General features: G+C 62.0%; 11 protein-coding genes. 6 read left to right on the plus strand and 5 right to left on the minus strand.

Annotation, left to right across the window (positions count from 1 at the left end):
• Positions 1-9 precede the first annotated feature (9 nt).
• The 3 genes from fdhF (at position 10) to P2W41_RS00650 (ending at position 4,069) form a co-directional block, all read left to right on the plus strand.
• Positions 10-2,913, plus strand: a complete 2,904-nt coding sequence (fdhF, locus tag P2W41_RS00640) for a formate dehydrogenase subunit alpha (protein ID WP_404934013.1) — start codon at positions 10-12, stop codon at positions 2,911-2,913.
• A 96-nt stretch (positions 2,914-3,009) separates the two neighbouring features.
• Positions 3,010-3,834 carry a formate dehydrogenase accessory sulfurtransferase FdhD gene (gene fdhD / locus P2W41_RS00645; RefSeq protein ID WP_404934014.1) on the plus strand — a complete coding sequence of 275 codons (825 nt, stop codon included), beginning with the start codon at positions 3,010-3,012 and terminating at the stop codon, positions 3,832-3,834.
• Positions 3,824-4,069 (plus strand): formate dehydrogenase subunit delta, encoded by a 246-nt coding sequence (locus P2W41_RS00650; protein ID WP_292898420.1) that lies wholly within the window; start codon positions 3,824-3,826, stop codon positions 4,067-4,069. Before fdhD ends, P2W41_RS00650 begins: the two co-directional genes overlap by 11 nt.
• Before the next feature lie 2 nt (positions 4,070-4,071).
• Here the strand turns inward: P2W41_RS00650 and pyrC are convergent, their stop codons facing one another.
• From pyrC to P2W41_RS00665, 3 genes are all read right to left on the minus strand, one after another.
• On the minus strand, positions 4,072-5,124 hold the full coding sequence (gene pyrC, locus P2W41_RS00655; protein ID WP_404934015.1) for a dihydroorotase: 1,053 nt from the start codon (positions 5,122-5,124) through the stop codon (positions 4,072-4,074).
• A gap of 141 nt (positions 5,125-5,265) precedes the next feature.
• Positions 5,266-6,756, minus strand: coding sequence for an NAD(P)/FAD-dependent oxidoreductase (locus tag P2W41_RS00660; RefSeq protein ID WP_292898418.1), 1,491 nt, complete (start codon positions 6,754-6,756; stop codon positions 5,266-5,268).
• Between the two features lie 152 nt (positions 6,757-6,908).
• Positions 6,909-7,361 carry a cupin domain-containing protein gene (locus P2W41_RS00665; RefSeq protein WP_007008783.1) on the minus strand — a complete coding sequence of 151 codons (453 nt, stop codon included), beginning with the start codon at positions 7,359-7,361 and terminating at the stop codon, positions 6,909-6,911.
• A 162-nt stretch (positions 7,362-7,523) separates the two neighbouring features.
• Between P2W41_RS00665 and P2W41_RS00670 the strand changes: the two genes are divergently transcribed.
• Positions 7,524-8,516, plus strand: coding sequence for an AraC family transcriptional regulator (locus P2W41_RS00670; protein WP_404934016.1), 993 nt, complete (start codon positions 7,524-7,526; stop codon positions 8,514-8,516).
• A 4-nt stretch (positions 8,517-8,520) separates the two neighbouring features.
• On the opposite strand, the gene P2W41_RS00675 is transcribed toward P2W41_RS00670, so the two are convergent.
• A complete protein-coding gene (locus P2W41_RS00675) occupies positions 8,521-9,381 on the minus strand; it encodes a MurR/RpiR family transcriptional regulator (protein WP_404934017.1) in 861 nt (286 codons plus the stop codon).
• 166 nt (positions 9,382-9,547) lie between these two features.
• On the opposite strand from P2W41_RS00675, the gene murA reads away from it, so the two are divergent.
• Together murA and P2W41_RS00685 are read left to right on the plus strand one after the other, a co-directional pair.
• Positions 9,548-10,804 carry a UDP-N-acetylglucosamine 1-carboxyvinyltransferase gene (murA, locus tag P2W41_RS00680; RefSeq protein WP_404934018.1) on the plus strand — a complete coding sequence of 419 codons (1,257 nt, stop codon included), beginning with the start codon at positions 9,548-9,550 and terminating at the stop codon, positions 10,802-10,804.
• The gene (locus P2W41_RS00685) at positions 10,801-11,694 is read left to right on the plus strand and encodes an N-acetylglucosamine kinase (protein ID WP_292898414.1); all 894 of its coding nucleotides are present in this window, start codon (positions 10,801-10,803) and stop codon (positions 11,692-11,694) included. Before murA ends, P2W41_RS00685 begins: the two co-directional genes overlap by 4 nt.
• Positions 11,695-11,950: 256 nt before the next feature.
• On the opposite strand, the gene P2W41_RS00690 is transcribed toward P2W41_RS00685, so the two are convergent.
• The gene (locus P2W41_RS00690) at positions 11,951-13,846 is read right to left on the minus strand and encodes a long-chain-fatty-acid--CoA ligase (RefSeq protein ID WP_404934019.1); all 1,896 of its coding nucleotides are present in this window, start codon (positions 13,844-13,846) and stop codon (positions 11,951-11,953) included.
• Between the last annotated feature and the right edge of the window lie 43 nt (positions 13,847-13,889).

The following is a 13,889-nucleotide window of genomic DNA, read 5'->3' on the forward strand; positions in this document are numbered from 1 at the left end:
GAGGACACCATGTGTGGAACTCAAGAACGTGGAACCGACAAGCGTTTCGTAGAAGAAATCGACTACGGCACCCCCGCTGTCCGCTCTGACAAGACGGTAACGCTGACCATCGACGGCCAGTCTGTCACCGTTCCGGAAGGCACGTCGATCATGCGCGCCGCGCGCGAGGCCGGCATCGCCGTCCCGAAGCTCTGCGCCAACGACATAGTGAAAAGCTTCGGCTCCTGCCGCCTCTGCCTTGTCGAGATCGAGGGCAAGGGCGGTACGCCCGCCTCCTGCACCACACCGGCGATGGACGGCATTTCTGTCAACACCCAGACCGACCGCCTCAACACCATCCGCCGAGGCGTGATGGAACTCTACATGTCCGACCATCCGGAAGACTGCGCGGCCTGTGCCGCCGGCGACTGCGAGATGGCGAATATGGCCGAGACCGTCGGCCTGAAGCAGAACCGCTATGGCGATGAAGGGGCAAACCACCTCGAACCCTCGCCAATCGGCGAGCACGGGGTGAACTTCAAGGAACTGGACGTTTCCAACCCCTATTTTGCCTACGATCCGTCGAAATGCATCGTCTGCTCGCTCTGCGTTCGCGCCTGTGAGGAACAGCAGGGCACCTTCGCCCTGACGGTGGAAGGCCGTGGCTTTGAAAGCCGCATCACCGCCGGCATGGACGAGCCGTTCCTGCAGTCGGAATGCGTGTCCTGTGGCGCCTGCGTGCAGGCCTGCCCCACCGGTGCGCTTCAGGAAAAGTCCATCATCGAGATGGGCATGCCAGATCGCTCCGCCGTCACCACCTGCGCCTATTGCGGTGTCGGCTGCTCGTTCAAGGCGGAGATGAAGGGCGAGGAAGTCGTCCGCATGGTGCCCTACAAGGATGGCAAGGCCAATCGCGGCCATTCCTGCGTGAAGGGCCGTTTTGCCTATGGCTACGCCACCCACAGGGACCGCATCCTTAATCCGATGATCCGCGAGAAGATCACGGACCCGTGGCGCGAGGTCTCGTGGGAAGAGGTCTATGCCCATATCGGCAGCGAGATCGGCCGCATTCAGAAGAAGTATGGCCGGGGATCGGTCGGTGGCATCACCTCGTCGCGCTGCACCAATGAAGAGACCTATCTCGTCCAGAAACTGGTGCGTCAGGTCTTCGGTAACAACAATGTCGACACCTGCGCCCGCGTCTGCCACTCGCCCACCGGCTATGGCCTGAAGACCACCTTTGGCACCTCTGCAGGCACACAGGATTTCGATTCGGTCGAACATTCCGATGTGGTTCTGGTGATCGGCGCAAACCCGACCGACGGCCATCCCGTGTTCGCCTCCCGGCTGAAGAAGCGGTTGCGTGAAGGCGCGAAGCTGATCGTCCTCGACCCACGCCGCATCGACCTCGTGCGCACGCCCCATGTGGAGGCAAGCTATCACTTGCCCTTGAAGCCCGGCACCAATGTCGCCGTTCTGACAGCTCTTGCCCATGTGATCGTGTCGGAGGGCCTGTTCGACGAGGCCTTCATCCGCGAGCGCTGCGACTGGGACGAGTTCCAGGACTGGGCGAGCTTCGTGCTCCAGCCGGAAAACAGCCCCGAGGCCGTGGAAAAAATGTCCGGCGTTTCGGCGGAGCTGATCCGCGGCGCGGCGCGTCTCTATGCCACCGGCGGAAACGGCGCAATCTATTACGGCCTCGGCGTCACCGAGCACAGCCAGGGCTCCACCACCGTCATGGCCATCGCCAACCTCGCCATGGCAACCGGCAATATCGGCCGGCCGGGCGTGGGCGTGAACCCGCTGCGCGGCCAGAACAATGTGCAGGGCTCCTGCGACATGGGCTCCTTCCCACACGAGATGCCGGGCTACCGCCACATCTCCGAGGATGCGACCCGCGCCATCTATGAGAGCCTGTGGGGCGTGAAGCTCGACAACGAGCCGGGTCTGCGCATCCCCAACATGCTCGACGCCGCCGTCGATGGCTCCTTCAAGGCGCTTTACGTGCAGGGCGAGGACATTCTCCAGTCCGATCCCAACACGCACCATGTGGCCGCTGGGCTTGAGGCGATGGAATGCGTCATCGTTCACGACCTCTTCCTGAACGAGACCGCCAATTACGCCCATGTATTCCTGCCAGGCTCGACCTTCCTTGAGAAGGACGGTACCTTCACCAATGCCGAACGCCGCATCAATCGCGTCCGCAAGGTGATGGAGCCCAAGAACGGCTATGCCGACTGGGAGGTCACGCAGGACATGGCCCGCGCGCTGGGCCAGAACTGGAACTACACCCATCCTTCCGAGATCATGGCCGAAATCGCGGCCACCACGCCGAGCTTTGCCGGCGTGACCTATGAGCTTCTGGAAAAGGAAGGTTCGATCCAGTGGCCGTGCAACGAAAAGGCTCCCACCGGCACGCCCGTCATGCATATCGACGGCTTTGTGCGCGGCAAGGGCAAGTTCGTGCGCACCGCCTATGTCGCCACCGACGAAAAGGTCGGCCCGCGCTTCCCGCTGCTGCTCACCACCGGGCGCATCCTCTCGCAATACAATGTCGGCGCACAGACGCGCCGCACGGAGAATGTCGTCTGGCACGACGAGGATCTCCTGGAGATCCATCCGTTCGACGCCGAGAATCGCGGCATCCGCGAGGGCGACTGGGTGAAGCTCAAGAGCCGCTCCGGCGAGACGAGCCTGCGCGCCACCATCACCGAGCGCGTTGCGCCGGGCGTCGTCTACACCACTTTCCACCACCCGGCCACGCAGGCCAATGTGGTGACGACCGAATATTCCGACTGGGCCACCAACTGCCCCGAATACAAGGTCACGGCGGTGCAGGTTTCGCCCTCCAACGGCCCGACCGAGTGGCAGGAAGACTACGAGGAACACGCCCGCCAGAGCCGCCGCATCGTACATGTCGAGGCGGCGGAGTAGGGATGTTTGCCGACAGTGCCCTCACCCCCAACCCGTCATTCCGGAAAGCCGCAGGCTTATCCGGGATGACGTCCGGGATGACGAATGTGTAGCGCCATGACCCATCCCCCCGCCACAGCCCGCGTTTCAAGGACGGCCCGCCGCACCGGCGGTACGAAAGTCACCCCGCGCATCGTGCCGGAGGAAACGCCCGTCGCGCTTTCCTATGGCGGCACCACCCATGCGGTGATGATGGCAACGCCTGCCGATCTTGAAGATTTCGCGCTTGGTTTCAGCGTCACGGAAGGCATCATCTCCAGCGCCGATGAAATCGACTCCATCACCGTGCAGGAGCTCGGTCCCGGCATCGACCTGCAGATCCGCCTGCGCGATGCGGCCAACACCCGCTTCGAGGCGCGGCGCAGGCGGCTGGCCGGTCCGGTCGGTTGCGGCCTTTGTGGAATCGAGAGCATCGAGGAAGCCATGCGCTCCGTGCCGGAAACTGCGTCCGCGCAGCGCTTCACGGCCGCCGAGATCACCGGTGCCGTGGGCGATCTGCACCAGCATCAGGAGCTTCACAGAGCCACGGGTGCTGTTCATGCAGCCGGTTTCTACATCCCGGGCAAGGGCATTATTGCCGCGCGCGAGGATGTGGGCCGGCACAATGCGCTCGACAAGCTGGCCGGCGCGCTCGTCAAGGCTGGCATTGATCGCAGCACCGGCGCGGTGATCGTCACCTCCCGCGTTTCGGTGGAGATGGTTCAGAAAACCGCCGCCATCGGCGCGCCGCTCATTGCTGCCGTTTCAGCGCCCACAGCGCTGGCCATCCGCACGGCGGAAACCGCCGGCATGACCCTCGTCGCCCTCGTGCGCGGCGAGGAGTTCGACATTTTCACCCACCCCGAACGCGTGACCATTGGAGCGGCCAGACATGTCGCATGACGAAAAGTTCAAATCCGGCGACGAGCATCTCGTCTACATGGCCAACCAGATTGCCACATTCTTCACCTCGCAGCCCGAAGCGGAGCGTGCCGCCGGTGTTGCAGATCACATCAACAAGTTCTGGGAGCCGCGCATGCGCGGCCGCCTTTTCGAAATCATCGAGATGGGCGGCGACGGGCTTTCCCCGCTCGTTCTGGAAGCATCGCAAACGATCAATCGGCCCAAGGCCGCCTGATGTCAGCCGGCCGGCTGTTTCTCTACCGCCCAATGCAACGGGAACATGGGATCAAACACGGTGATCGTGCCGTCTGAGCTGTAGACGGATTTGGGGAACTCCACAGGCTCATCACGGCGAACAAGCGTGATGGTGTCTTCATTGGCAGGCAGACCATAATAGGCAGGGCCGTTGAGAGAGGCGAAGGTCTCCAGTTTGTCCAGTGCGCCCTCTTCCTCGAACACATGCGCCAGGCACGACATGGTGTTGATGGAGGTGTAGATGCCGGCACAGCCGCAGGCCGATTCCTTGGCCGGGTCGAGGTGCGGCGCCGAATCGGTTCCCAGAAAAAAGCGTCTGTCGCCCGACGTCGCAGCCTTGCGCAGCGCCAGCCGGTGTTCCTCTCGCTTGGCGACGGGCAGGCAATAGTAATGCGGACGGATGCCGCCAGCGAGAATGGCGTTCCGGTTGATGATCAGATGATGGGTGGTGAGTGAGGCGGCGAGGTTCTTCTCCGCGCTCTGAACGTAGTCGACCCCGTTCTTCGTGGTCACATGCTCCATGATCACCCTGAGCTCGGGCAGACGTTCACGCAGCGGATTGAGCACCCGCTCGATGAACACGGCTTCGCGGTCGAAAATGTCGATGGAGGCGTCCGTCACCTCACCATGCACGCACAGCGGCAGGCCAATCTCGGCCATGCGCTCCAGCACCGGCTGCACCTTCATGAGATCGCGCACGCCGCTCTGGGAATTGGTGGTCGCACCTGCCGGATAAAGCTTCACCGCCGTGATGTGCCCGTCGCGGTGGCCGGCGGCGACATCATCTGCATCCGTCTGCTCAGTCAGGTAGAGCGTCATCAGCGGCGTGAAATCATGCCCCTCGGGCTTTGCCGCCATGATGCGGTCGCGGTAGGCGAGCGCGTCTTTCACCGTCACCACCGGCGGCACCAGATTGGGCATGATGATCGCGCGGGCGAAATCGGCGGAAGAATGCGGCAGAACCGCCTCCAGAACCGCGCCGTCGCGCAGATGCAGATGCCAGTCGTCGGGGCGGCGGATGGTCAGGGTTTTCACGGAACGTCTACTCCGGCAGGAAAAATCGGTGCGCACGGTCTGCGCTTCCTTTTCCTTCGCCCATGCCGCCATGGATTTCAAGGGTGTGTCAAAGAGATGGGGGCCGGGCCGCGCCGGGGAGGAGGCCGGCGCGGCGCTGCCTCACGCCACCTGATAATCAGGTGCGGAGCGCAGATAGCGTGCATAGGCATCGGCATCTGGAGGCGAGAGATTTTCCGCCAGCGGGTTGCGGCGTTTCACCTGCGCGCCCATGTCGTCGATCAGCTCGTCGAAATGCTTGAAGTGATAGGGTGCCACGCACAGGCCGCCATAGATCTTCGCGGCCGGTCGCTCGTTGCGTCGCCAGTGGAGCATCATGTCCATGTTGGTGCGCATTTCGTCCGGGGTCGGTTGTTTCGCCAGTTTTCCGTCCGCGTAGCGCACCAGCCATTCGGCGGCGAGATCGGCGCACAGAACGGTGCAGAAAGACGAGTTGAAACCGACAAAGCCGAGATCGGGAATGTCCGGATTGGCAATCAGGCGATAGAGCCGGTACTGCCCGTCCGGCTCTACCAGCTTTTCGCGGTATTCCGCCGGCAGATAGGGAACGCCGAGTTTCCAGCCAACGGCGAGGATCGCCATGTCGGATTTGATGACTTCACCTCCGGTCAGTCTTATCGCGCCGGGCTCATAGTTCGCAAAGGTGCCCTGCACGGCCTTGATGCGCCCGTCTGCCACCATCTCGAAAAAGCCCGGCGTGGCGATGGGAACCGAGCAGTTCACGCCTCTCTCGATGGGTTCTTTCGGCTTCAGCCCGGTCTTGTTGAGCTTGAGCTGCACGGTCAGAAGCGCTTCCAGCGCGCGCCAGTGCGCCCAGATGAAGGGCCGGGCAACGGCATGGTTGAAGCGGGCGAAGCCGCTCCGGCTCCAGCCCGGAAACATCTTTTCCTGCGCGCGGATATAAAGGATGCGCTTGAAGTTGATCAGCCCGCCGACGAAGTAGGGAATGCGCCAGACCGATTCCAGATAGACGATGGTGACCGAAGCCGCGCCCGATTTCACCGCGCTCACGGCAATGTCGGTCGCCGATTTCGAGAAGCCGAGAACCGTGACGTTCATGCCCTTCACCATGGCCGGATCGGTGTATTCGGAAGAATGGATCACCGCGCCGCCTTCTGCCTCGAACTCTTCCTGCCCGGGATGGGTGAGGATGTTCTTCTCACTGAACTGGCCGGTGCAGACGGCGACAAAATCAAAAGCTTCGCTGGTTTTCTCGCCATTCGCCATTTCGAGATCGAGCTCCCAGCCGGGTTTGCCATCGTCGCGCCGGCGCATGGCCGAGACCGCAGTGTTGAAACGGATCAGCGGGCGCAGACCATGGTCGTCTGCATAGTCCGACAGATAGGAAAAAACCTGCGGACCCTTCGGCCATTCGGGAAAATCCTTCGGCATCGCCTTGTCGGTGTAGCGATAGAGATCCTTGGGGCTCTGCGTCTGCACATCCGGATAGGAGCGTGAGGGCTCCCAGACGCCGCCCAGTTCGTGGCTGCGCTCAAGCACGGTTACCCGGTGGCCGCGCTTCTTGAACGAGCGGGCGGCGGCAAGGCCGCTGACGCCGGCGCCGATTACGCAGACATGCTTTCGTTTTGTCATGACGTTGTTCCTCCCGTCCGGCAAATTCTGGACGCGCGCCTCCCCGCGCCGCGTGTTGCCACGTCGCCAAAGGTCCCTTGCCGGCCTCGATTGTTATCGGGTCTGTGGGCCGGCCCAACCCTGAGCCGGCCAAATGCCTGGAATGAACCGCTCTAGTCGTTCGCTTCCGGCGGCAGGAAATCAACTTCGTGAAGCGCCGAGACCTTCACCACCTCTTCCGGGTCGGTCATGTTGTGCAGCGTCTCGAACAGCGCTTCGAGCTTGCGCGCCGGCGAAACCCAGAAGAGCGCGCGGGCCGGCTTGTCGGACTTGTTGAAATAGCCATGCGGTACGCCGCGCGGCATGCGCACCAGATCACCGGCCTTCGCCTTCATCCACTTGCCGTCGAGCTTCAGATCCAGCTCGCCTTCCTGCACCAGAATGAACTCTTCCTGCGTGGGATGAACATGAACCGGCACGAACTGGCCCGGGTCGCTGTTGGTTTCAAAGGCGAAAGTGGAATCGCAGGTGGCCTTGGGAAAATAGACCTGTCCGAGAATGTTCCATTCCTTGCCGGCATAGCCCTCACCGTTTGCGGTGACGCCTTTTTCGAGTTCCTTTTCCATGATTTTCCTCCCTTTATCACAGAGTTTCATGGTGCCCGGAAGCGATCGGGAAAAATATCCGAAAACTGAACCAAATATCCGAAAAACGAAAAAAACAGACCGGTTTTGGCAAGAAACCAGGACAAATCTTGGAGAAACCAAAACACCTGCTAAACTCCGGGAATGGTGATCGCCCGGGAGGAGTGGGGCGACCGCCCGTTGTCCAGCCACGCCCTTTTTCAAACGGACGATCTGGACTGTGCACGGGAGAAGGTTGCCCGGAAATTCTGCAACCACCGGCTGGAAGTGGTCGGTGGCGGACGGTTTCGCGCGGTGCAAAACCACCAGCCGGGCCTCCTCGTTTCCCTCAACTATATCAGCTACGGTGCCGATGTTCTGATCGACCCCGGCGCGCTCGAAACCTTCTATCTCATACAGATTCCGATTTCCGGCTGCGCGACGATCAAACACAACCGGAACGAATTCCTGAGCGATGGCGACAGGGCGGCGCTGCTCAATGCCGACCGCGAAACCTCCATGCGCTGGTGGGCCGGCTGTGAGCAGGTTCTGGTGCAGATCCCCAAAGCCTCGTTCATGGGTTTCGCCGAGCAGCTCTGCGAGCGCGTTCTCCCGGGACCGGTGGTATTCGATCCGGTGATCGATTTCACCCGGCCGGAGCTTGCTTCATGGCGCAATCTGGTCAATGCGATGTTCCGCGCCGCCAACAAGCCCGAAAAGCAGGTTCTGAACCTTTGTGCCGCGTTCCACGAGCAGCGCATTCTCGAGGCGCTTCTGAGGCTCCAGCCGCACAACCTCTCCGCTTTCTTTGACACAAGGCAGGAGGCGGCACCGCGGCAGGTGAAGCGTGCCGACGCGTTCATCAGGGAGAATGCGCACCGCCCGATCACCCTGACCGACATCGCGGCCGCATCGGGTGTCGGCGCGCGGGCGCTGCAGCTTGCCTACAAGCGTACGCACGGTCTTTCGCCCATGCACGCGCTGACGCTTGAGCGCCTGCGTCGGGTGCGATTCGATCTGGAGAACGCACAGGGCGAGATTTCGGTAACGGAAACAGCGCTGCGCTGGGGCTTCAGCCATCTCGGGCGCTTTGCCGCCGACTACCGCAAGACCTTCGGTGAGCGCCCAAGCGAGACCGCCCGCAAAGCCATCTACTGACCCGTCATTTTGCCGCCGGCATCTTCAGCGCGGAAACCGACGCCTCGCTGTTGTGGACATAGTCGTTCGCATCCGGCTGGCGCTGCAGGATGAGGATGAACAGGAAGTCCATCAAAGTGAGCTGCGCGTCGCGCGACGTGATGGCGGAGGAGCGCACACGTTCCTCGTCTGCGACCGTGTGCAGGCGAATGTCGGCAACGCGCATCAGCGGGTTCTGCTGCAAGCCGGTGACGGAGATGACAGTTGCTCCGCGCGCCTTTGCAAGCTCGGCAATGCGCACCGTCTCGATGCTGGTGCCGGAATAGGAGAGTGCAAAGAGCACATCCTCTTCCCCCAGAGAGGAGACATTGGCCATCTGGACGTGGCTGTCGCTGTCATGCAGCGCGTTGCGACCGAGCTTTTGCAGCTTGTAGGAAAAGTCGCGCGCCACCAGCGAGGATGCGCCAACCCCTGCAATGTGTATGCGGCGCGCGCCGTCAAGCGCCTCAAGCGCTCGGGCGATCTCCGGCTCGTGATTGGCGGCGATGGTCTGCTGCATGGAGAGAAGCTTGCTTGAGATCAGCTTTTGCGAAATCGTGGCGTGGCTGTCGCCGATCTCGATGGTGGAGTGGATCATGCCCGGTGGCACATGCCATTCCTGCGCCTTGGCCTTGCTGACCGCGAGCTTCAGATCCTGATAACCGGAGAAACCAAGCTTTTGGCTGAACTTCACCACGCTCGACTGGCTACGGCCAGTCTCTTCCGCCAGAGCGGCGGAAGAGAGCCTGAGCACACGGTCGGGATGGTCGACGATGAACTGGCCGATCTGCCGGTCCGCCGGGGCCATGGTCTCAAGCTGCGCGTCGATGATCTTCAGGACAGACATGGCTTCCTTTCGAGGAACTGTCGGGCGAAAACTAAATGAGTTTCACCGCGATGGGAATCCCGCAGGAATTGAAGACTGGAATAATATATTCCCGAAAGGGCTTGATCAAAGGAATTTGCCAATAGAAACTGTAACTTCGCCACACGGTGTTTCCGGAACCGCAATCATGGACAGACTGAAAATAACAGGCGGTATGCCGCTTCAGGGCGCAGTCACCATTGCCGGGGCAAAGAATGCGGCGCTGCCGCAAATCGCCGCCGCGCTGTTGAGCCCCCAACCGCTGGAGCTGTCGAACCTGCCGCTTGTCTCCGATGTGGAGAACATGCTCCGGGTCGCCGAACTTTACGGGGCGTCGGTAACGCGCAACGCCCACACGGCGGTGATCGACGCCAGCGCGATGGTTTCATGCGAAGTCTCCTATGAAACGGTGCGGCGGATGCGGGCCACGGTCCTGTTTCTCGGGCCGTTGCTTGCGCGGTTCGGCGAGGCGCGGGTCTCTTTGCCGGGTGGCTGCGCCATCGGCGCGCGTCCGGTGGACATGCACCTGAAAGCCCTCGAAATGCTGGGCGCGGAGATCGGCATTGAGGGCGGGCTGATCGTGGCTCGTGCAGCCGGTGGGCTGAAGGGCACGCGGGTCATCCTGAGTTCGCCCTCGGTGGGCGCGACGGAGACGGCCATGATGGCGGCCACTGCCGCGCGCGGCGAAACCGAAATCCTGAATGCGGCGCGCGAACCGGAAGTGGCGGACCTCGCCGCCTGCCTCAACGCCATGGGCGCGAAGATCGAGGGAGCGGGAACGCATCGCATCATCATCGAGGGCGGCACCGACTGGAAGGCCGCCGCGCACCACGTCATCCCCGATCGCATCGAGGCGGGCACCTATGCGGTGGCTGCGGCCATCACCGGCGGGGCGCTGGAACTGGTGAACGCGCGCATGGAAAACCTCGCTGCCGTGATCCAGGCGCTTGAGGTGATGGGCGTGAATGTATGGCCGAGCGACCGGGGCCTGGTGATTTCAAGAAGCGGAGCGTTGCGCACGACCGACCTCACCACAGAACCCTATCCGGGCTTTCCGACAGACCTTCAGGCGCAGTTCATGGCGCTCGCCTGCTGCGCCGACGGAACATCGCTCATCCGCGAGACGATTTTCGAGAACCGTTTCATGCATGTGCCGGAACTGGCGCGGCTCGATGCCGATATCACGCTACAGGGCACGACCGCCGTGGTGCGGGGCGGCAAAGCACTGAAAGGAGCGCAGGTAATGGCGACGGATCTGCGCGCCTCGGTCTGCCTGGTGCTCGCAGCCCTTGCCGCTAGAGGCGAAACCATCATCAACCGCGTCTACCACATCGATCGAGGCTATGAGCAGCTTGACCGCAAACTGGCGCAATGTGGCGCGGTCATCGAACGGTTGCAGACATGAGCGACGGTCAGAGCGATTTTTATCTCGGCGTCGATGGTGGTGGTACGGGCTGCCGGGCCCGCATCGAGGATGCAGCAGGTGCCGTGCTCGGGCAGGGGCTTTCCGGCCCGGCCACCACGCGGCTTGGCGTTGAAGCGGCCTGGGCCTCGGTCCGGCGCGCAGTGGATGCCGCAGTTGAGGAAGCGGGCTTTGGCGAGGCAGAGATCGCCCGCATTCATGCCGGGATCGGCCTTGCCGGCATGCGCCGCAAGGGTGCCGTCGAGGCGTTTCAGGCGCTATCGCACCCCTTCGCCAGCATCGTCTTTGCCAGCGATAGCGACACGGCGTGCCTTGGCGCGCATTCGGGTCTCGATGGCGCCATCGCCATTGCCGGCACCGGCTCGGTGGGGCTTGGCATCGTGGATGGAAAGCATCTGCGCATTGGCGGCTACGGTTTTCCGATTTCCGATGAGGGAAGCGGTGCTGATATCGGCCTCAATGCCGTGCGTGCCGCACTGCAGGGCCATGACGGACGCATTCCGCAAAGCGCGCTTCTGACCGAAGTGATGCGCCGCTTCGACGATGACCCGGCAGAAGTGGTGGCCTGGATGGACCGGGCAAGTGCCACGGACTATGCCACCTTCGCGCCCATGGTGCTGCGCCATGCCGACCAGGGCGATGCCGCCGCCAGGCGCATCGTGCAGAATGCGGCAGCGCAGATCGACATGCTGGTGCGCACCCTGTTTGATCAGAACGCTCCGCGTGTCACGCTTCTGGGTGGGCTGTCAGGCCCGCTGGAACCCTGGCTCTCACCCGATGTGCGCCGCCGCCTGAAGCCCGCCGACGGCGATGCGGTGGACGGCGCAATCATCCTCGCGCGCCGGGCGGCGGAGGGGCGGGTGGCGCTTTAAACGATCAGGGCAACCGCGTTGCATCAACGCGGTGCGTGGTTCGACAAGCTCACCATGAGGAAGGTGGCTGGTTGCGCCATGCGAAATCCGATCATGAGACTACGCAAATGAAACGCTCCTAGCGGTGGCCACCGATCCCGCCAGCTTCACCCTCCCTCATGGTGAGCTTGTCGAACCCCGCACAACGCCAGAGCCACGAAAACAATGGCCCGCGCATCCTTAAGGGTCAATTCAAACCGGGCGCGGGCCATCTTGTTCAGCGTAGTTCCTTGCGCAGAATCTTGCCGACATTGGATTTCGGCAGTTCGTCGCGGAACTCGACATATTTCGGACGTTTGTAGCCGGTGAGGTTCTCCTTGCAGAACTTCTTGAGGTCCTCTTCCGTCAGATTCGCGTCCTTTCGGACCACGAAGAGCTTCGGCACCTCGCCGGAATGCTCATCCTCGACGCCGACAATCGCCGCTTCCAGAACACCCGGATGATTGGCGATTACGTCTTCCACCTCGTTGGGGAAGACCTTGAAGCCGGAGACAACGATCATGTCCTTCTTGCGGTCGACTATGGTGACCTGACCGGTCTCATCCATGGTGCCCATGTCGCCTGAGCGGAAAAAGCCGTCCTCGGTCATGACCTTGGCGGTCTCGTCCGGCCGGTTCCAGTAGCCGGCCATCACCTGCGGGCCGCGAATGCAGATCTCGCCGACCTTGCCGAAAGGCAGGTTCTTGCCGTGATCGTCGCGGATGACGACGTCGGTGGAGGAAATCGGATAGCCGATCGTGCCGGTGAACTCCTTCGCCGCAAAGCTGTTCACTGTGGCCACGGGCGAGGTTTCCGACAGACCATAGCCCTGCGAGATCACGCAGCCCGTCAGCTTCTGCCAGCGTTCTGCGACCGCGCGCTGCACCGCCATTCCGCCACCGAAGGTGACAAGCAGGCTCTTGAAGGGAAGCTTGCAGAAATCCTCATTGTTCAGGAGCGCGTTGAACAGCGTGTTGAGCCCCGGGAAAATGTGGAAGTCGTATTTCTGCAGCTCCTTCACGAAAGCGGGAATGTCGCGCGGATTGGGAATCAGCACGTTGTTGCCGCCAAGCTTCATGCCCATCAGCGCGTTCACCGTGAGCGCGTAGATGTGATAGAGCGGCAGGGCGCAGATCAGCACCGGCGCTTCCGGCTTCGGCTTTCCGATATAGGCGCTGCGGAACCAGAGTTCGTTCTGGATGACATTGGCCAGAACGTTGCTGTGCGTGAGCGTCGCCCCCTTGGAAACGCCGGTCGTGCCGCCCGTATATTGCAGAAAGGCATTGTCGGAAAGCGCGATCTCAACCGGCCTGAAGCCCTTGGAGGTGCCCTTCTTGACCGCCTCCCTGAAGGACACATGCCCCGGCAGAGACCAGGCCGGCACCATCTTCTTCACGCGCCGTACGACGAAATTGACGATGTGGCCCTTGAGCCCCAAAAGCTCGCCCATCGAGGCAACGACCACGTGTTTGACCGACGTTTTTTCCACGATCGCTTCCAGCGTGTGGGCGAAATTTTCCAGTATGACGATGGCTTCCGCGCCGGCATCGTTGAGCTGGTGTTCCAGCTCGCGCGGCGTGTAGAGCGGATTGACATTGACCACCACATAGCCGGCCCGCAGAACGGCCATCATGGCGACGGGATATTGCAGCACATTGGGCATCATCAGCGCGACGCGTGCGCCGCGCTTAAGCCCCAGAGTTTGCAGATAGCCTGCGAAGTGCCGCGACATCTCCTCAAGGTCGCTATAGCTCAATGACTTGCCCATGCACGTGAAGGCAGGGCGATCACCGAAGCTCTTGCAGGCGTCTACAAGCAATTCGCCAAGCGAATTGTTCGGGAAGTCTCCCATCTCGGCGGGAATGCCCTCGGGATAATGATTTACCCAGGGCCGTGCGATCTCGGACCTGCGGGATGCCGTTGCCTTTTTCGGCGCGGCCTTGCGGGCTGATGCCGCAGGTTTTGCCGCTGCCTTCGGTGCCGACTTCTTTGATGAACCGGCTGCCGATTTCGCGGCCGGTTTTTTTGCTGTAGATGCCGTCTTCTTGGCTGACGTCTTGCTGCCCGATCCGCCCTTTGCGGTGCGCGCTGCTTTCACTTCACCCTTGGCGGGCGTCTTTGCGCTTTTTGCCAACTGCTCCTCCCAGAAAGAAAAACCAGTTATAACGTTTACGTTC

The sequence above is a fragment of the Nitratireductor sp. L15S-10 genome, assembly GCF_045011005.1.
Taxonomy (GTDB): domain Bacteria; phylum Pseudomonadota; class Alphaproteobacteria; order Rhizobiales; family Rhizobiaceae; genus Nitratireductor.